The 16509-nt window shown below is 70.1% G+C and carries 18 protein-coding genes; 8 read left to right on the forward strand and 10 right to left on the reverse strand.

Annotation, left to right across the window (positions count from 1 at the left end):
- Window positions 1-70: 70 nt before the first annotated feature.
- From ACO073_RS09595 to ACO073_RS09615, 5 genes are all read right to left on the reverse strand, one after another.
- Complete coding sequence (locus tag ACO073_RS09595) at window positions 71-3070, reverse strand: glycosyltransferase (RefSeq protein ID WP_421997000.1); 3000 nt, start codon at window positions 3068-3070, stop codon at window positions 71-73.
- Window positions 3071-3083: 13 nt separating this feature from the next.
- Window positions 3084-3983, reverse strand: coding sequence for a radical SAM protein (locus ACO073_RS09600; protein WP_421997001.1), 900 nt, complete (start codon window positions 3981-3983; stop codon window positions 3084-3086).
- A 111-nt stretch (window positions 3984-4094) separates the two neighbouring features.
- A complete protein-coding gene (locus ACO073_RS09605; protein WP_421997002.1) occupies window positions 4095-5159 on the reverse strand; it encodes a hypothetical protein in 1065 nt (354 codons plus the stop codon).
- On the reverse strand, window positions 5156-6127 hold the full coding sequence (locus tag ACO073_RS09610) for a glycosyltransferase family 2 protein (protein ID WP_421997004.1): 972 nt from the start codon (window positions 6125-6127) through the stop codon (window positions 5156-5158). Before ACO073_RS09610 ends, ACO073_RS09605 begins: the two co-directional genes overlap by 4 nt.
- Window positions 6128-6176: 49 nt before the next feature.
- Window positions 6177-7304 carry an LLM class flavin-dependent oxidoreductase gene (locus ACO073_RS09615; RefSeq protein WP_421997005.1) on the reverse strand — a complete coding sequence of 376 codons (1128 nt, stop codon included), beginning with the start codon at window positions 7302-7304 and terminating at the stop codon, window positions 6177-6179.
- Window positions 7305-7396: 92 nt separating this feature from the next.
- Between ACO073_RS09615 and ACO073_RS09620 the strand changes: the two genes are divergently transcribed.
- From ACO073_RS09620 to ACO073_RS09645, 6 genes are read left to right on the forward strand one after another with little or no spacing between them, the layout of a single operon-like run.
- Window positions 7397-8008 carry a LolA family protein gene (locus tag ACO073_RS09620; protein WP_421997007.1) on the forward strand — a complete coding sequence of 204 codons (612 nt, stop codon included), beginning with the start codon at window positions 7397-7399 and terminating at the stop codon, window positions 8006-8008.
- Window positions 8009-8048: 40 nt separating this feature from the next.
- Window positions 8049-8576 carry a GNAT family N-acetyltransferase gene (locus ACO073_RS09625; protein ID WP_421997008.1) on the forward strand — a complete coding sequence of 176 codons (528 nt, stop codon included), beginning with the start codon at window positions 8049-8051 and terminating at the stop codon, window positions 8574-8576.
- Window positions 8577-8617: 41 nt separating this feature from the next.
- Complete coding sequence (locus tag ACO073_RS09630) at window positions 8618-8866, forward strand: DUF4160 domain-containing protein (RefSeq protein WP_421997009.1); 249 nt, start codon at window positions 8618-8620, stop codon at window positions 8864-8866.
- Window positions 8853-9266 (forward strand): DUF2442 domain-containing protein, encoded by a 414-nt coding sequence (locus ACO073_RS09635; protein ID WP_421997010.1) that lies wholly within the window; start codon window positions 8853-8855, stop codon window positions 9264-9266. Before ACO073_RS09630 ends, ACO073_RS09635 begins: the two co-directional genes overlap by 14 nt.
- A complete protein-coding gene (locus ACO073_RS09640; RefSeq protein WP_421997012.1) occupies window positions 9266-10801 on the forward strand; it encodes a class I adenylate-forming enzyme family protein in 1536 nt (511 codons plus the stop codon). The genes ACO073_RS09635 and ACO073_RS09640 overlap by 1 nt, the downstream gene beginning before the upstream one ends.
- Before the next feature lie 13 nt (window positions 10802-10814).
- On the forward strand, window positions 10815-11753 hold the full coding sequence (locus tag ACO073_RS09645) for a DMT family transporter (protein ID WP_421997013.1): 939 nt from the start codon (window positions 10815-10817) through the stop codon (window positions 11751-11753).
- Here ACO073_RS09645 and ACO073_RS09650 read toward each other — a convergent pair.
- Window positions 11725-12078 carry a YkvA family protein gene (locus ACO073_RS09650; protein ID WP_421997014.1) on the reverse strand — a complete coding sequence of 118 codons (354 nt, stop codon included), beginning with the start codon at window positions 12076-12078 and terminating at the stop codon, window positions 11725-11727. The two genes, ACO073_RS09645 and ACO073_RS09650, sit on opposite strands and share 29 nt — an antisense overlap.
- A gap of 86 nt (window positions 12079-12164) precedes the next feature.
- On the opposite strand from ACO073_RS09650, the gene ACO073_RS09655 reads away from it, so the two are divergent.
- Window positions 12165-12926, forward strand: coding sequence for an SDR family NAD(P)-dependent oxidoreductase (locus ACO073_RS09655; protein WP_421997015.1), 762 nt, complete (start codon window positions 12165-12167; stop codon window positions 12924-12926).
- Between the two features lie 2 nt (window positions 12927-12928).
- The gene (locus ACO073_RS09660) at window positions 12929-13291 is read left to right on the forward strand and encodes a hypothetical protein (protein WP_421997017.1); all 363 of its coding nucleotides are present in this window, start codon (window positions 12929-12931) and stop codon (window positions 13289-13291) included.
- 18 nt (window positions 13292-13309) lie between these two features.
- Here ACO073_RS09660 and ACO073_RS09665 read toward each other — a convergent pair whose 3' ends face one another.
- The 4 genes from ACO073_RS09665 to ACO073_RS09680 all read right to left on the reverse strand — a co-directional run bounded on the left by ACO073_RS09665 (window position 13310) and on the right by ACO073_RS09680 (window position 16484).
- Window positions 13310-13933 (reverse strand): hypothetical protein, encoded by a 624-nt coding sequence (locus tag ACO073_RS09665; protein ID WP_421997018.1) that lies wholly within the window; start codon window positions 13931-13933, stop codon window positions 13310-13312.
- A 140-nt stretch (window positions 13934-14073) separates the two neighbouring features.
- Window positions 14074-15006 (reverse strand): YncE family protein, encoded by a 933-nt coding sequence (locus ACO073_RS09670; RefSeq protein ID WP_421997019.1) that lies wholly within the window; start codon window positions 15004-15006, stop codon window positions 14074-14076.
- 72 nt (window positions 15007-15078) lie between these two features.
- The gene (locus ACO073_RS09675) at window positions 15079-15534 is read right to left on the reverse strand and encodes a chromate resistance protein ChrB domain-containing protein (RefSeq protein ID WP_421997020.1); all 456 of its coding nucleotides are present in this window, start codon (window positions 15532-15534) and stop codon (window positions 15079-15081) included.
- Complete coding sequence (locus tag ACO073_RS09680) at window positions 15531-16484, reverse strand: Fe-Mn family superoxide dismutase (RefSeq protein ID WP_421997021.1); 954 nt, start codon at window positions 16482-16484, stop codon at window positions 15531-15533. Before ACO073_RS09680 ends, ACO073_RS09675 begins: the two co-directional genes overlap by 4 nt.
- Window positions 16485-16509 lie beyond the last annotated feature (25 nt).

Genomic DNA, 16509 nt, shown 5'->3' on the forward strand with positions numbered 1-16509 from the left:
GATGCGGGCCGCCGTGGACCAGCCTTCTCAAGGGCGGGTCGATGTCGGGATGCCGGCCGGTGGGGAGGGCCTATCGCGCGCGCACGGCGTTGGCGAAGGTGTCGAGCGACCAGCCGCCGACCACCTCGATCCGCGGCAACTGCAGGCAGTCATGGTCGGGTCCGGCCGGCCCGGGCTCGGTGCCGAATCCCACGCTGTAACCGCACTGTCGCACGATGCGCCGGAATCGCGCGTCGGTTTCGCCGAAGGGTGCCGCGATGGCGTCACAGGACCGGCCCAGCGCGCGTTCCAGCGCGCTGCGGGAGCGCGCCGCCTCGAGCACGATGTCCCGGCTGGAGAGGTCCGCCATGTGGGCATGGCTGGCCATGTGGCTGCCGAATCCCACTCCCTGGGCGGCGAGCTCCTGGATGTGCGGCCAGTCCATCAGCGGCGCCGGCGGTCCCAGGGCGGCATCCCAGGCGGCGTCTCTGCCGACGCGATCGGTCACGACGAACACCTCGGCAGTGAAGTCGTTGGCCCGCAGGATCGGCCACGCGTCGACATGGAAGTCGAGATAGCCGTCGTCGAAGGTGATGAGCACCGGCCGGCCCGGGAAGGGGCGGCCGTCGGCCAGGTGGCGGCGCGCCGTGTCGGAGCTCACGGCATGGTAGCCATTGCGGCGCAGCCATCGCATCTGGGCGGTGAAGTCTTCGGGAGTTTGCCGCCAGCGCGCCAGCGCCGCCGGCCCGTCCTCGGCGATCCGGTGGTAGAGCAGCACGGGAAGCTGCGGGGTCGATTCGCGTGCCTGGGCGTCGGCGCGCAGCACGACCGCGCCGTCCCACACGACGTGGCGTGCGTAGTCGGGCTCGGGCGAGGGGCCGAGCGCGATGGTCTCGAGCCGCGGCGTCGGCGCGGACTCCAACCCGTCGATGCGCCGGAAGAGATCGATGCGATAGAGTTCCGTCCGTAGCGAACGTTCGAGGGCGAGGCCCGGCGTCGCGCCCAGCACCGTGGCGATCGTCTCGGCCCCGAAGGCGCAGTCCCAGTCGTAACCCGTGGCGTGAGGATCGTCCTTCAGCACGAAGGCATGGGCGGCGAGCAGCCGGCCGCCCGGCACCAGCATGCCGGCGAGACGCGCCGCCACGCGCTGCAGCTCGTCGCGATCGGCAAGGTCGTACAGGACCTCGGAGCAGACGACGAGGTCCATGTCGGCAGGCAGGTTGTCGTCGAACAGATCGAGGCGGCGGTAGTCGATGTTGCCGTGGTCGCGGCAGCGCGTCCGGGCGCGGTCGAGCGCGGTCTGCGAGATGTCGGAGGCGACGAGATGCCCGACGCGCGGCGCCAGCATCGCCGTGAACCGCCCTTCGGAGCAGGCGAGCTCGATGGCGCGGCCGACCGGTCCCGGCGGCACGAGATCGAGCGTGCGGCGGTACTTCAGCTGCTCGTAGGCCGAGCCATAGGCCCAGGGGTCCTCGGTGCGATAGACCGCCTCCCAGTAGGCCCGGCGGTCGTCGCTCCACGCCGGCGGCGCCTCCAACGTGCGCGGCCGCGTCGTCGGCGCCGCCTGCCTCGCCATGGCCTCGCCTTCGGCGATGAGACGGTCGATCTCGGCGGCTGTCGTGTCCGGCCCGCCCGTCGCGCCGAGCGCGGCCTCGCCCAAACTGCGCTTCAGCAGGGCGCGCAGGCTGCGCACGGCGACGGCGCGGTGCCGGGCCTTGTCGAGCACGACGCCGCCCCCCAGTCGCGCGGCGGCCCAGCCGGCGCGCAGCCAGAAATCGGGACGCCACACCAGCCTGCTCGCCTTGAGGAGGTCGGCCAGCCCCACCGTGTCCAGCGCGACGCGCAGCAGGTCGCGGGGCGAGAGGTCGCCCAGGGCCGGGGTCTCGCCGGCGCCGAGCAGCCGGCCGTCCTGGCGGAACTCGACATAGGCCCGGTCGATACCGGCGGCGGCTTCGAGCGGCGCCAGCCGGGTGAGGTCCCGGCGTGCGAGCAGTGTATCGCCCGCGACCATGCGCTGGGACGGCGCCTCGGGCTTCAGGATCTCCGGCTCGAGCGCGAAGGCAAGCCGGCCGGCGAGGCCCGGCCGCCGGGCGGCCGCCTCGACCTCGGCCAGCAGCCGGTGAAGGCGGTCGGCGACAGTGGCCCCGCAGTCCCGCAGCTCGTCAGTCAGCCGCTGGGCGCCGAACGCCAGCCCTTCGACGATGGCGTGGCGGCAGGACTCGGCCAGGGCAGGGCCACGATCGGGCAGCGGCCGCACGAAGCCCCGGCCCTCGCCGCCACGACCGATGTCGAGGGCCGCGCACCAGAGCGCGTTGAGGCCGATTGCCATCTCGAGGCTGCCGGCACCGGGATCGGCTCCATCGGCATGGCGCGCGGCGGGCCGGGCGACGCGGGGATCGCGACCGAAGGCGCGGGCGATCACCCGCGCCGTGTCGTCGAGCATGGCGCGCGGGTCGGTCGACAGAGATCCGGCGCGCATGCGGTAGAGCGCCATCGCCTCGGGCACCAGCAGGAAGGGCGTGCCGGTCCGCGCGACGCGCTGGAAGAAGTCCATGTCCTCGGCGGTGCGCAGGGCGGTGTCGAACCCGCCCAGCTCCACCGCCAGGCTGCGCTCGAGGACCACCCCGTGCATCACCAGCGGGAAGTCGCGCGCCAGGGTCTCGAAAGGCTCGCGCGCGACGGCGGTGGAGATCCACGCCGGGCCGCGGCGGCCGGCCGCCGTGATGCGACGCGAGCCGCAATAGGCGACGCGCGCGCCCTCGGTGCCTTCCAGCCGCTCCAGCATGCGCTCGACGAAGGACGGCTCGATCGTGTCGTCGGCGTCGAGGAAGAGCAGCCATCGGCCGCCCGCGGCGACGATGCCGCGGTTGCGGGCCGCCGAGACGCCCTGCGCCGGCCCGTCGCTGGCGACCAGACAGAAGCGGCGGTCGCGGCTGCGGTAGTCCTCGACGATCCGGGGCGTTGCGTCGACGGATCCGTCGTCGACGACGATAGCCTGCCAGTCGCGCCTCGTCTGGGCGAGCAGGCTGTCGAGCGTCGCGGCCAGCGTGGCGGCCGCGTCGCGGGCCGGCACCACGACTGAAAGGGTCATCGCGGCCGCCGCGTCACGCCCGCTCCGCGATCATCGAGCGGACCCGCCGTACGGCGGCGCGCAGCCCGCGGCCGAGGAGCCGCGTGCGCACGTCGTCGATCAGCGGCTGCGCGTCCTCCGCCAGCCACGCCGCGCAGCCTGTCCTGTCGAGCTGGCGATGCCGGACCGCGGCGCCCGAGGAGCCGAGGCAATAGTCGCAGGCGGCCAGCGGCGCGGGATCGTCGAGATAGGCTTCGAGATCGTGGCGCAGGCCGGGATTGCCGTGCAGCGCCACGCCGTCGCCGGGCGGGCTTTCGTAGGGAATGCCGTGTAGGGCCAGCCACGGCCTCATGAGGGCCGCCATCGGGCACTTGTAGAAGCGGCCATCGTGGATCGTGTGGCAGATGCGGGCGGTATTGCAGGCGCGATAGATCGCCTTCACCAGCGGCCGATCGTCGATGCGGCGGCCGAGCAGGGTTTGCTCGAAGGTCGGGAAGGGCTTGATCGTGAGCTCGACGCCGTTGTCGCGGCAGAGCCGGGCGCAGGCCTCGTCGTCGAGCCGCCGTCGGATGCCGGGATAGGCGCTGATGCGCAGCCCGTCGATCGACTGCCAGAAGGCGGCCGGCATCTGATGCAGCAGGACGCCGTTGGTGTAGACGATGACGCGGTCGGCGATGCCGACGCGGCGGCCTTCGGCGATGAAGGCCGGCAGGTCGGGATGCAGCAGCGGCTCGCCGCCGACCAGCCTCAGCTCGCTGGCATGGAACGCCGCCGACAGGGCCTCGATGTCGCGCACGAACCCGTCCAGGCCAGTGAACTTCTCGGGCAGCAGCGGCGAGGCGTGGGCGCAGGCGTGGCACTTGATGTTGCAGTGCTCCGTCAGGCCGACCTCGACGCTGAGGCGGGTGAGCTTGGGAATCGGGGCGCTGGTCACGCTGCTTCTTGTGCGGTGCGTCAATGTTCAGTCGCGGTGCAGGATTGTCGACTGACTAGCACCGCGAGAACGGTCCTGTCGACTCATGGGGGCCGGGCCTGGGGGCAGGTCTCACGGCTTGGGCGACACCCAGCCGAGAGCGGCCAGCCGGGCAGCGATGGCGTCGGCGATGACTGCGTTGCCGCGCGCATTGTAGTGCCCCTCCGGACCGAACAGGGCGGCCGTGCCCTGCGGACCCGCGGCCCGGGTCACGACGTCGAACGTGTCGAGGGTCGCGAGGCCCGCGCGCGCCGCGCATTCCAGGACGACCGCCGTCATACGGCGCTGGGCCTGCTCGCCCTCGGCGCTCTCCCACGCCGACGGGTCGTACTGGGCGATGACAAGGACCGGCCGGGAGAGTTCGGCCAGGCGCGCCATGAGTGGGCAGGCCATGCGCTCGCCGGTGCCCGGCGGAAGGACGCGCACCGAATCGTACGGCCAGTCCTCGGCGGCATCGAGCCGGCGCGCGACCGTGTCGAACAGGACCGACCATCCCAGCAGGCGTTCCCAGAAGGACAGCGAATCACGGGCGGACGGGGCGCTTGGGACCGGGACATTGGCGGCCGCCAGTCGGTCGCCCGACGGGACCAGGTAAGGCTTCTCGAAGCCGAGGAAGCGGCTGAGCTCGGCACGCCGCAGATCGTCGGCGATGAAGCTGAGCAGGATCGCCTCGGGCTGGAGCGCTTGTGTCAGCGCCTCGGCGCGCAGCACGGCCTGGTCGAGCCCGTAGGCAGCGACGCCGCCATTGGCGACGCGCGTGCGGACGGCATCCTGCAGGCGGCTGGGCCAGGTCCCGGCATCGCCGACTTCGGCGCCGTAGGCGAAGGAGTCTCCCACGGCCAGCAGCAGCGGGCGTGGACCGATGCCGGCTTCGGCGGGTGTTCGCCGCAGCCCGTCACTGTCGTGCGAGAAGGTGGGACCCTCATGGCCCGGTCTCGGCACGAAGCCCAGCCGGGCGTCGGGGCTCATCACGGTCCGGTAGTAGCGTTCCGCCGCTTCACGCTGGTCGAGCACCAGGTTGGGCCAGTGCAGCACGTAGTAGCGGCCGCGGACCAGCCGACAGCCGGCCTCGAGCACGGCGAGCGTCGCCACGACGGAGGCCGCCAGCAGAGCCAGCCGCCCGGCAGCCGCCTTCACCAGATCGCCTCGGTGTAGAGCGGGAGGGGCGGGGTCGCGCCGAAGCGGCGCTGCATGCGCCCGCGGGCGATGCCCAGGGCCAGGCCGCCGAGGTGCCGGGTGGAGGCCAGAGGATGGGTGCGCAGCGCCTCGCCCAGCAGGACACGCGCATCGCCGTAGCGGCCGCTGGCGAGCGCGCGATAGATGAACCAGTGGCGCGCGTCCCGCTGGTGGTGGGCGAGGGCGGCGGCGTGGGCCGGGTACTTGGTCCGGAACTCGGCGAGCACGATCTCGGTCGACCGGAACATCTTGAGCGAATTGCTCGACATGTTGCCGGGTGTGGTGCGGTAGCCCACGAGGTATCGCGGCACCACGGCGAAGCCGGCATGCTCGGCGACGCGCAGGCACAGCAGCAGGTCTTCCGCGCCCTGGGCCTCGCGCTCGCGCAGGCCGAGCTCGTAGCCGCCGGCCTTCTCGAAGGCGTCGCGACGGACCAGCACCGAGGACCCGTTGCCGATCCAGTTGCCGCTGCACAGGCTCGGGATGGCATCGCCCTCGATGAGGGGCTGCGGACCGAAGGAGACGACCCGGTCGGCGGCGTCGATGGTGGCGAACCAGCAATAGGCGAGGCCGGCGCCGCTGCCGCCGCGCGCCAGGGCGGCGAGCTGGCTCGCGATCTTGGTCGGCGCCCACAGGTCGTCGGCGTCGATGAAGGCGAGGAAGGGGGCGTCCGTCGCCGCCGCACCGAGGTTGCGCGCCGCGGCGACGCCGGCATTCTGCTGGCCGATCAGCCTGATGCGCGGGTCGCTCCTCGCCTTGTCGCGGACGATCGCCGGCGATCCGTCGCGCGAACCGTCGTCGACCACGACGATGTCGAGCGTGGCGTGGGTCTGCCGGCAGATGCTGTCCAGGGTGGCCGCGATCGTGCCCTCGGCATTGAACATGGGCACGACGACGCCGACCTTCTCTTCTTCTTGTGGGCGGCTCACGACCGCGCAGCCTAAAGCATGACAAGGGCGGCTGGAAGCAGCCGGCCCTCTAGGCGGCAGCGGCCGGGAAGCGCAGGTCGGGCAGGGGCTGCGACCGGTCGATCGCGGCGCCGGCGTCGAATCGCTTCAGCGCCGGCATCACGCTGTCCGCGAACAGGCGCATGTTGCGGGCCGCTTCCTCGTGCGGCATGCCGGCATAGGAGAAGACGCCGACGAAGCCGGCGTTCCGTGTCTGGCGATGGATCGCCATGATCTTCTCGTGGACCTGCTCGGGCGTGCCGTAGACCTGCAGCTCGGCGAAGAACTCGATGGCCTTCTGGTCGCCGTAGACCGCGAGCTTCTCGTTCATCTTGGCGTAGTACTCGTAGCCGCGCTGGTTCTTCATGTGCGCGCCGGCGAACTGGTAGTGGTCCAGCACGGTCCGGTAGTAGCCGCCGATGTAGCGGACCGCCATCTCGCGGGCACGCTCGGCGCTGGGATCGACGAACACCCAGCCGGCCGAGATGGGCTGCGGCGCGGCGGTGCCGTTGATCTCGCGATAGAGCGCATTGTACTCGGCCAGTTCCTTCTCGACCTCGCGCCACGGTTTCTGCGGGATGATGAGCAGGCCGACACCCAGCCGCGCCATGATGCGCGCGCTCTCGGGGCTGACCGCGGCGGCGTAGGTGCGGCCGCGGAAGCTCTTGAACGGGGCCGGACGGATCGCGGTCGGCGGCTGGCGGTAGTGCTTGCCCTGGTAGGCCATCACGCCGGTCTCCAGCCCGTTCAGCAGCGCCTCGCCATATTCGACGAAGAGTTCCCGGCTGTCGCCCATGTCGAGCCGGAAGCCGTCGAACTCGACCTTCCCGGCGCCGCGTCCGAGGCCGAGGATCATGCGGCCGCCGGACAGGTGGTCGAGCATCGAGATCTGCTCGGCGACCCGCATGGGATCGTGCCAGGGCAGCACGACCACCATGGAGCCCAGCCGCGCATGGCGCGTGCGGCCGGCCATGTAGGACAGGAACTGCACCACGTCGGGGCACATCGTGTAGTCGGTGAAGTGGTGCTCGACCGACCAGATCGAATCGAAGCCCAGCGGCTCGGCCATGTCGGCCAGTGCCAGCTCGTTGAGGTAGATCTGGCGATCGCTGAGCGCGCGGCCGGTGTTCTGGAAGACGGCGGCCATTCCGACGTGCATGCACGTTCCTCCCTCGATTTCGGCCATGGTAAACGGCCGTTCACCGGGTTGGGAAGCTTGATTCCGCCGTATTCGAGGGTCATATCGCGCCGATGCGACGTTTGCTTGCCTTCTTCCCCGCCGCCGTCCTGGTCCTTCTCGCCGCGTTGCCGGCGAGCGCCCAGCAGGTCGGAATCCCCGAGATCGAGCAGTACTTCAACTCGATCCGAACGATGAAGGCGCGCTTCGTGCAGAACAATCCCAACGGCTCGGTCGTCCAGGGCACGCTCTACGTGCGCCGGCCCGGACGCATGCGGTTCGAGTACGATGCCCCCTCGCAGCTGAAGATCGTCGCCGACGGCAGCCAGGTCACGATGTGGGACCCGGCGACCCGCGACTTCGGCCAGTGGCCGATCGGCTGGACGGCGGCCTCGTTCCTGGTGCGAGATCCTATGTCGCTGTCGGGCGACCTGCAGGTCGAGAAGATCGATCGCAACAACGGCATGCTCGACGTCACCCTCAGCCAGTCGAAGAAGCCGCAGGAGGGCAAGGTCATCGTGCGGCTTTCGGAGCGGCCGCTGGCCCTGCGCGGCTGGACCATCGTCGACAGCCGCGGCAATGCCGTGGCCGTCGCCCTGTCCGACCTGCAGACCGGCATCCAGCTCGCTGATTCGCTGTTCAAGAACGACAGCCCCGACCCGGCGTCGATGCGGCGCCAGCCCTGACACGCTATAAGTCCCTCGAGAGCGTGGGGGACGAGACAGCGTGAGTGAGTTGATCGTACGGGCCTCGACCGAGGCCGACGTGGCGCGTTGCGCCGAGATTTACGGACATCATGTTCTGCACGGGACGGCCTCCTTCGAGGTCGATCCGCCGGACATCGCCGAGATGACCCGCCGCCGGGCTGCCGTGCTGGAGATCGGCCTGCCGCACCTCGTGGCCGAACGCGACGGCCGCGTCATGGGCTACGCCTATGCCTCCAACTGGCGGCCGCGTCCGGCCTACCGCTTCTCGGTCGAGGATTCGATCTACATCGACAAGGACGCGGTCGGGCAGGGCGTCGGCCGCGCGCTCCTGCCCGTGCTGATCGACCAGTGCACCGCGCTCGGCAAGCGCCAGATGGTGGCGGTGATCGGCGATTCGGCGCAGACGCCGTCGATCCGCCTCCATGCCGCCTGCGGCTTCGAGATGGTGGGCACCTTGAAGAACATCGGCTTCAAGTTCGGCCGCTGGCTCGACAGCGTGCTGATGCAGCGCGAGCTCGGCGTGGGAGCGACGACACTGCCGCCGTGAGAGAGCTTGGAAACCCAATCGTATGGGTTTAAGGTCGAGCGATGCCGACTGTCATGCGTGTCGCCGGCTGGAGGATCGTCGTCTATTCCGCCGATCACCGGCCGGCGCATGTTCATGTCGTCGCCGGGGGAGGCGAGGCGGTTTTCGATCTGAACTGCCCGAAAGGACCGCCGGCGTTGCGTGAGGTCTACGGCTTGTCTCGCGCCGAGGTCGGGCGGATCCGCCGGATCATCGCGGGAAAGCTGGCCGGTCTTTGTGCCGCGTGGGAGGCTGTTCATGGCAAAGCGTGACGAATTCGATCGCGCCCGGGTGCGCGGCCAGCGCCGACGGGCCCACGAGCCCTACGCCATCAGCGCGCGCTTCGACCGGCGTCAGCAGCGCATCGTGGTCGAGCTGAGCAGCGGCCTGCAGGTCGTGTTCGGTCCGCAGATGATCGAGGACCTCCAGGATGCAAAGCCGCGCGACCTGCAGGAGATAGAGATCACGCCCTCGGGGTTCGGCATCCATTTCCCGAGGCTCGATGCCGACGTCTACCTGCCGGGCTTGCTGACGGGTCAGTTCGGCTCGCGGCAGTGGATGGCGGCGCAGCTGGGCCAGCGTGGCGGCAGCGCCCGCACGGCGGCCAAGGCCGCTGCGGCGCGTGCCAACGGCAAGCTCGGGGGCAGGCCCCGCAAGCATGAGGCGGCCTGATGAGACTGATCGACTTTTTCGACCGCGGCGCCGATCTCTTTCCCGACCGGCACTGCCTGCACGACGGCACGCGCGGCTGGACCTACCGCGAGGTGCGGGCGCAGACCCATCGCGTGGCCAACGGGATACTCGCGGCCGGCCTCGGGCCCGGCGCCAAGGCCGCGGTCTACAGCCCCAACCATGCCGCGGCCTATGCCTGCCTGCTCGGCATCGTGCGCGCCGGCGTCACCTGGGCGCCGGTCAATGCCCGTAACGCGCTCGAGGAGAACCTCTACATCCTCGCCAACACCGACGTCGAGCTGCTATTCTACCATTCGAGCTTCGCCATGGCGTTGCCGCGCATCCGCGAGGCCTGCCCGAAGATCCGCGAGGTCATCTGCCTCGACGCGCCGTCGTTCGACGACTGGCTGGCGCGGCAGGCCGCCGAGGCGCCCGACTTGCCGGACGATCCGGACGCCGTGGCCTTCCTCGCCAGCTCGGGCGGCACGACCGGGCGGCCCAAGGGCGTGCAGATCACCAACCGGAACATCGAGACCATGAACTCGATCTTCTGGGCCTGCATGCCGGTCACCGCGCCTCCGGTCCATCTCATGGTGGCACCGATGACCCATGCGGCGGGCGTCTGCTCGTTCCCGCTGCTGCCCTACGGCGGCACCAACATCTTCATGGGCACCGCCGATCCGGGCGCCATCCTGGCGGCGATCGAGACGCACAAGGTCACGCACATCTACATGCCGCCGACCCTGATCTACATGCTCCTCGCCCATCCCGACATCGGCAAGTACGACTACGGCTCGCTGCAGCACCTGGTCTATGCCTCGGCGCCCATGTCGGTCGACAAGCTGGTCGAGGCGATCGAGGTGTTCGGCCCCGTCCTGACCCAGACCTACGGCCAGGCCGAGGCCTGCATGATCTGCACCTTCTTCTCTCCCGAGGAGCACCTGACGGCGCTGCAGGGCAACAACCGGCACCGGCTGGCGAGCTGCGGCCGCACCACGCCGCTGATGCGCCTGGAGGTGATGGACGACGAGGGCCGGCTGCTGCCGCGCGGCGAGCGCGGCGAGATCGTGGTGCGCGGCGGCCTCGTGATGGCCGGCTACTACAACAATCCGGAAGCGACGCGCGAGGCCTCGGCCTTCGGCTGGCACCATACCGGCGACATCGGCGTGGTCGACGAGGACGGCTTCGTCTACATCGTGGATCGCAAGAAGGACATGATCATCTCCGGCGGCTTCAACGTCTTCCCCAGCGAGGTCGAGCAGGTCCTGTGGGGTCATCCTTCGGTGCAGGACTGCGCCGTGATCGGCGTGCCCGACGACAAGTGGGGCGAGGCGGTGAAGGCCGTGGTCGAGCTCAAGCCCGGCGCGGCCGCCACCGCCGAGGAGCTGATCGGTCTCGCCAAGGACAAGCTGGGCGGCGTGAAGGCGCCGAAGTCGGTGGATTTCGTCGCGACCCTGCCGCGCAGCCCCGTCGGGAAGGTCCTGAAGAAGTCCCTGCGCGAGCCCTACTGGGCGGGCCGCGAGCGCAAGATCTAGGGAAGGCCGGCGGGTGCAAGACTGGCTGCGTCGCCTCGGGCCCAACGTCCAGGGCGCCCTCTGGCTGGTGGCCGGCGGCTTCATCTTCACCTCGACCAGCGCGATGATCCGCCTGCTGTCGACGCAGATCGAGAGCGTGCAGACGGCGTTCTTCCGCGCCGTCATCTCGCTGATACTGCTGCTTCCCGTGATCGCCGCCGGACGGGTCAAGCCGTGGGAGTCCAAGCGCATCGCGGGCCATTTCTGGCGCACGACGATGGGTACCGTCTCGATGGTGCTGGGCTTCTACGCCGTGTCGCTGCTGCCGCTGGCCGACGCCACGGCAATCGCCTTCTCGCAGCCGCTGTTCTCGGTCGTGGTCGCCGCGCTGATCGCCGGCGAGAAGGTGCGCTGGCGGCGTTGGAGCGCCACCATCGTCGGCTTCGCCGGCGTGCTGGTGATGGTCCAGCCGGGCCAGGGCAGCCTGCAGCTCGGCGCGCTGGTCGCCGTGGCCAACGCCGCCACGGTCGCCGTGTCGATCCTGCTGGTGAAGCGCCTGTCGGGGACCGAGACCCCGCTCATGATCCTGACGCAGTTCGCGATCTTCTCGACGCTGCTGCTGGCGCTGCCCGCGATCTGGGTGTGGCGCTGGCCCGACCTGTTCGGCTGGATGCTGGCGGTCGGCGTGGCGCTCACGGCCACGGTCGGCCAGTACTTCTGGGTCCAGGCCTTCAAGGCCGGGGAGATGTCGGCGGTGGCGCCCTTCGAGTATCTGCGCCTGCCCTTCGCCGTGTTCGTCGGCTGGCTGATCTGGAGCGAGGTGCCGGGAATCTGGACCTATGTCGGTGCGGCGATCGTGATCGCCTCGGCGCTCTACATCGCCCAGCGCGAGGCCCAGCTGGCCCGCGAGCGGCGGCGGGCCGCCGTGGCGGCGGGCGAAGGCGTCAAGCCGCCGGAGTCCCCCGCTCCTTGAGCAGCCAGGCGCGGGCCCGGGCACGATGGGCATCCGTGATGTGCGCGCGGGCGGTGGCGAAGGCGGCGACCATCAGGGCGGCATCGTCGGTGTAGCCCAGCCCGAGCAGGATGTCGGGAATGGCGTCGAACGGCATGATGAAATAGGCAAGCGTCCCGAACAGCGTGGCGCGGACGGCGAACGGCGTCGCCGAATCGGTGGCGCAGTAGAAGGCGGCCACGGCATCCTCGGTGAACGGCACCTTGCCCAGCGTGCGGCGCGCCTTCTGCCAGAAGTCGCGGCGCACGCGCGACTCGTCGTCGAAGACTGGACCGGTCGTGCTCATGCCATGAAAATTGGCAGCAATGGGCGTCTTGGCAAGGGGGGTGGACCTGCTAAATAACGCCCCGAGCCAAGGGCAGGAGGACAGGAATGGACGTCAAGGGGCAGGCCGCGATCGTCACGGGCGGGGCATCGGGACTGGGCGGCGCCACCGCGTCGGCCCTGGCGGCCGCCGGCGCCAAGGTCGCGCTGTTCGACCTGCAGGACGAGCTCGGCCAGAAGAAGGCCCAGGAGATCGGCGGCCTTTACGTCAAGACCAACGTCGCCGATGCCGCCAACACCGAGGCGTCGGTCAAGACGGTGGTCGAGAAGCTCGGCGCGCCGCGCGTCGTGGTGAACTGCGCCGGCATCGGCCGGGCCGCCCGCACCATCTCGAAGTCGGGACCGCACGACCTCGCCATGTTCGCCCAGGTCATCCAGGTCAACCTGATCGGCACCTTCAACGTCATCCGGCTGGCCTCGTGGGCGATGAGCCAGGCGGAGCCGATGGCCGACGGCGAGCGCGGCGTCATCATCAACACCGCGTCGGTGGCGGCGTTCGACGGCCAGATCGGCCAGGCCGCCTACTCGGCGTCGAAGGGCGGAGTCGTCGGCATGACCCTCCCCATCGCGCGCGACCTGTCCGGCGTCGGCATCCGGGTCTGCACCATCGCACCCGGCCTGTTCCTGACGCCGATGATGATGGGCCTGTCGGAAGAGGCGCAGAAGAGCCTGGGCGCGCAGGTGCCGTTCCCGCCGCGGCTGGGCGATCCCAGGGAATACGCCCAGCTCGCCATGCAGATCGTCGAGAATCACATGCTGAACGGCGAGACCATCCGCCTGGATGGCGCCATCCGCATGGCGCCGAGGTAGACATGGTGCGGCTGCCCGGCGCCCTGGTCGTCACCGCCGCGCTGATGGCGCTGGCGGGACCGGCGCTGGCCGAGCCGCGCTGGCTCGCCTGCAAGTTCACGGATTCCGTCGGCGGCACGCAGGCCTTCCACATGGTGTTCGACGACATCCGCAACACCGCGGCCCTGTTCGATGCCGGCCAGCTGATCGAAGGCACCAACACCGGCATCACCTTCCAGGCGCTGCGCAGCCGCTTCCCGCAATTCATGCTGACCTACAACCGCAACAACGGCGCGCTGTCGATCACGCCGCTCCAGGGCGCCGGCGGCCTGCGCCAGGGCGAATGCCGGCGCAGCCTCCCGCCGCCGGGGGCGCCGTCGCCCTGACCGGCGACCCCCTGCCGTCTAGTAGCCGAGATCGGCCAGGCGCTCGCAGCGCAGGTCCGCGACGCTGTTCTCCAGCGCCTGCTGGCCGGGCGTCGTCTGGCCGTTGCAGGTGAAGCGCACGCGCAGCATCTTGGCGTTGCGGTCGGGCATGCCGAAGATGTAGGCCATCGCCGGCACCTGGCAGCGCGTCGAATCGGCGCCGCAGATGTCGCGCACCTGCTGCGTGACGTCGATCGTGGAGCTGGCGCTGCCCGAACCCCAGGTCGCATCGATGATCTCGATGGTGCGGGGCACGACCGGCGGTCCGCCGATGCAGTCCATCCGCACCTTGAGCCCGCTCACCACGACCTCGGACAACACGAAGCGCTGCGGCTGGCAGGTCCAGATGACGGTCAGGCGCTTGTTCAGGTCGGGCTTGTTGTCGCCGTAGTTCGCGGGATTGGCGAAGGCATCGCAGGGATAGCCGTGCGGGCAGGTGACCCGTCCCGTGACGTCGGCGCCGAGACCGTCCGCCGGCAGCCCCCAGTAGGCGCGCTTCAGCGTCGCCTCGGACTTCACCTGCTTGGGACCGTTCCACCAGTCGCACGCGGCGACCGTGGTGATGCAGAAAAACGCAAGGCAGAGAAATCGGGCCAGGTTCATGGCTTCCCCAAGTTGAGCCGCGAGCCCAGGACAGGTTGTCGCGCCGATGATGCAATTGCTAGGTCAAAACCGACCGGCGAGCAACCGAGCGGTCGGCCAACGATGGCGATTTGTGCCGTTCCTGCAGCGACGGGTCTGTCTCAGGCGACAACCGTGTAGAGCGCCGCGCGATGGGTCCGGGGCAGGAAGGATATGACGCTGTCCCCGCTCCGCGGGAGGGCGGTCGTGTGCGCGCCCTTCTCGGTCGTGACCGTGCCGAGGGTCATCATTGTCCTGGTATCGAAGACATCGATCACCCCCGGATCGCCGACCGCGACGTAGAGCTGGCGGCGTGCGGGGTTGAACCAGACGACGTCCGGCACGCCCGAGAGCTTGCATTGGTTCAGCATCTTGCCGGTTCCGGCGTCCAGCGTGACCAATACGCCCGCGTCGCAGGCGCAGAACAGGCGCCGCGTCGCCGGGTCGAAGTCGAGGCCGTGGGCGCCGTCGGCCGGCATCGCGATGGTGCGCGCGACGCGGTCCGGGTGGCGGGCATCGACGACGACGATCTGCGACGGCGCCATGATGTTGACGTAGAAGACCTCGGCCTCGGCATCGAACACCGTCCAGCGCGTGCGGCCCGGCACCACGATCGACGCGCGCATCGTCTGCCCGTCGATATCGACCATGGACAGCGTGCAGGAACGCGGCACCGCCGGGTCGCCGACATTGGCTGCCAGCACCAGGCGTCTCCTGGCGTCGTAGGCGAGGCCGTTGGGCCGAACGCCGACGGCGATCCTGGTGACCTCGGGAGCGGAGCCCGGCGAGAAGACGCCGATCGTGTTCTCGCCGCGGTTCGAGGTGAAGACGAGCTGACTCTCGTCGCTCACCAGCGCGCCCGCCACCGCGGTGAGGCCGGGAATCGAATGCAGGTACCGGCGCGCTGCCGGGTCGAACACGTCGATCGTGCTGTTGGCCGTGTGGGCGACATAGACGTGGCCGGTGGCGGCGTGGACGGCGGCGTGGTCGAAGCCGCCGGCACCCGCGTGCGCCGGCAGGGGGACATGGCCTGTGAGTGCGAGCGGCTGGGTCATGTGGCCTCCGCCGGTCCGAGCCTGGCGTAGGGGGAGGCGAGGTGTCGGGCGAGGGAGGTGGCGGCCATGGCGTCATCCCATCTTGGGCGGCCAGTTGTGCGTCTCGCCGACCAGATCGCGGCACCAGGCGTAGAGCGCGTCGTACATCACCATGCCGTGGCGCAGCATCTCGTGATCGTCCGGATAGACGTGGCTCAGGCCCAGCGAGATCGCGAACAGGCCGGGGCTCTGCGGCGTCAGGTCGAGCCGCGACGTGTCGGCACCGCGTACGATGTCGGCCAGCTTGTCGAGGCCGGGCTCGGTCAGCCCGTATTCGGCGATGAAGGCGTCGAAGCTGCATTTGTCTCCGACATGGCTGAACTTCACGCCCGGGATGTCGTAGGGGGTGGCGCCGGTCCTCTCGGCCGTCGCGAGCACCTGGTCCGCCGGTACGTAGAGGAACTCCGGCTGCTTCTCGATGAAGCGCCGGATCAGCCACGGGCAGGCGATGCGGTCGATCTTCGGCCGCTCTCGAGTGACCCATTTCATGGACGATCTCCTTCCTTGAGAGATTCGGTGGGATGCCCGTCGGCGCGCCAGCTGCCGAGTCCGCCGGCGACCGCCACCGCGTCGATGCCGCGCTCGCGCAACCTTGCCGCGCAGTCGCCGCCGATCTCGAAGCCCCAGGCGCAGTAGACGATGGCCTTGGCACCCTTCGGCAGCGCAGCCGCGACGGCGTCGACCTGGTCGGGCGGCGCCCGCCGCGCGCCCGGCAGGCCGACCGGGATCAGCGCGGCGTCGTCGGCGAGGCGGGCGTCGATCACCAGGAGGTCGGGTTCGCTCTCGAGGCGCTGCCGGGCCGCTTCGGGCGAGATCATCGCGTCCGCGCGCCACGGGCTCTGCGACCCGGCAAATCGCTCGGCGATCCTCGGCCAATGCAGGTTGTTCATGAAGGCGTCGACATAGGCCGCGACGTCGGCGCCGAAGTCGAGGTGATAGGCGTGCTCGTACAGGTCGAGCGCCAGGATCGGCATTCCGCCGGCCAGGCCGTGCGTATGGTCTGCCTGCCAGACGTTGCTGAGCGCGCAGGCCCCGTTCTCGGGGCGCGGCGAGCGGGTCAGCACCACCCAGCCCGAGCCGCCGCCCAGCGCCCGGCCCATCGCCATGAACTCCGCGCGCCAACGCTCGATGGAGCCGAAGTCGCGCGCGATCGCTTCGGCCAGCGCGCCATCCGGCGCACCGCCGCTGCCGCCAAGCGCGTCGAAGTAGAGCTCGTGCAGCAGCATGGAGTTGGTGGCGACCAGCTCCTCCCGCTTCAGCCCGTTCAGGAGGAAGCCGGGCGCCGATCCGGCAGGGACCCTGGCGAGCTCGGCCCTGATGGCATTCAGCCGGCGCACCGCGCCGCCGTAGTTGTTCTCGTAGTGGCTGGCGATCAGGCGGACGCTGAGCCCGTCGAGGCGCCCCGGCTTGAAGGCGATCGGTTTGGCACGGAAAGGCATGACGATCATTCCTTGATACAGATGT

It is taken from the genome of Reyranella sp., assembly GCF_965229815.1.
In the GTDB taxonomy this organism is placed as follows: Bacteria; Pseudomonadota; Alphaproteobacteria; order Reyranellales; family Reyranellaceae; genus Reyranella.

Excerpts from the sequence above, each read along its gene's own strand:
- ACO073_RS09640 (WP_421997012.1), top strand. The coding sequence starts at position 9,266 with ATGAGACTGATCGACTTTTTCGACCGCGGCGCCGATCTCTTTCCCGAC.
- ACO073_RS09665 (WP_421997018.1), bottom strand. The coding sequence starts at position 13,933 with ATGAACCTGGCCCGATTTCTCTGCCTTGCGTTTTTCTGCATCACCACG.
- ACO073_RS09635 (WP_421997010.1), top strand. The coding sequence starts at position 8,853 with ATGGCAAAGCGTGACGAATTCGATCGCGCCCGGGTGCGCGGCCAGCGC.
- ACO073_RS09595 (WP_421997000.1), bottom strand. The coding sequence starts at position 3,070 with ATGACCCTTTCAGTCGTGGTGCCGGCCCGCGACGCGGCCGCCACGCTG.
- ACO073_RS09630 (WP_421997009.1), top strand. The coding sequence starts at position 8,618 with ATGCCGACTGTCATGCGTGTCGCCGGCTGGAGGATCGTCGTCTATTCC.
- ACO073_RS09655 (WP_421997015.1), top strand. The coding sequence starts at position 12,165 with ATGGACGTCAAGGGGCAGGCCGCGATCGTCACGGGCGGGGCATCGGGA.
- ACO073_RS09615 (WP_421997005.1), bottom strand. The coding sequence starts at position 7,304 with ATGCACGTCGGAATGGCCGCCGTCTTCCAGAACACCGGCCGCGCGCTC.
- ACO073_RS09660 (WP_421997017.1), top strand. The coding sequence starts at position 12,929 with ATGGTGCGGCTGCCCGGCGCCCTGGTCGTCACCGCCGCGCTGATGGCG.
- ACO073_RS09675 (WP_421997020.1), bottom strand. The coding sequence starts at position 15,534 with ATGAAATGGGTCACTCGAGAGCGGCCGAAGATCGACCGCATCGCCTGC.
- ACO073_RS09650 (WP_421997014.1), bottom strand. The coding sequence starts at position 12,078 with ATGAGCACGACCGGTCCAGTCTTCGACGACGAGTCGCGCGTGCGCCGC.
- ACO073_RS09670 (WP_421997019.1), bottom strand. The coding sequence starts at position 15,006 with ATGACCCAGCCGCTCGCACTCACAGGCCATGTCCCCCTGCCGGCGCAC.
- ACO073_RS09620 (WP_421997007.1), top strand. The coding sequence starts at position 7,397 with ATGCGACGTTTGCTTGCCTTCTTCCCCGCCGCCGTCCTGGTCCTTCTC.
- ACO073_RS09680 (WP_421997021.1), bottom strand. The coding sequence starts at position 16,484 with ATGCCTTTCCGTGCCAAACCGATCGCCTTCAAGCCGGGGCGCCTCGAC.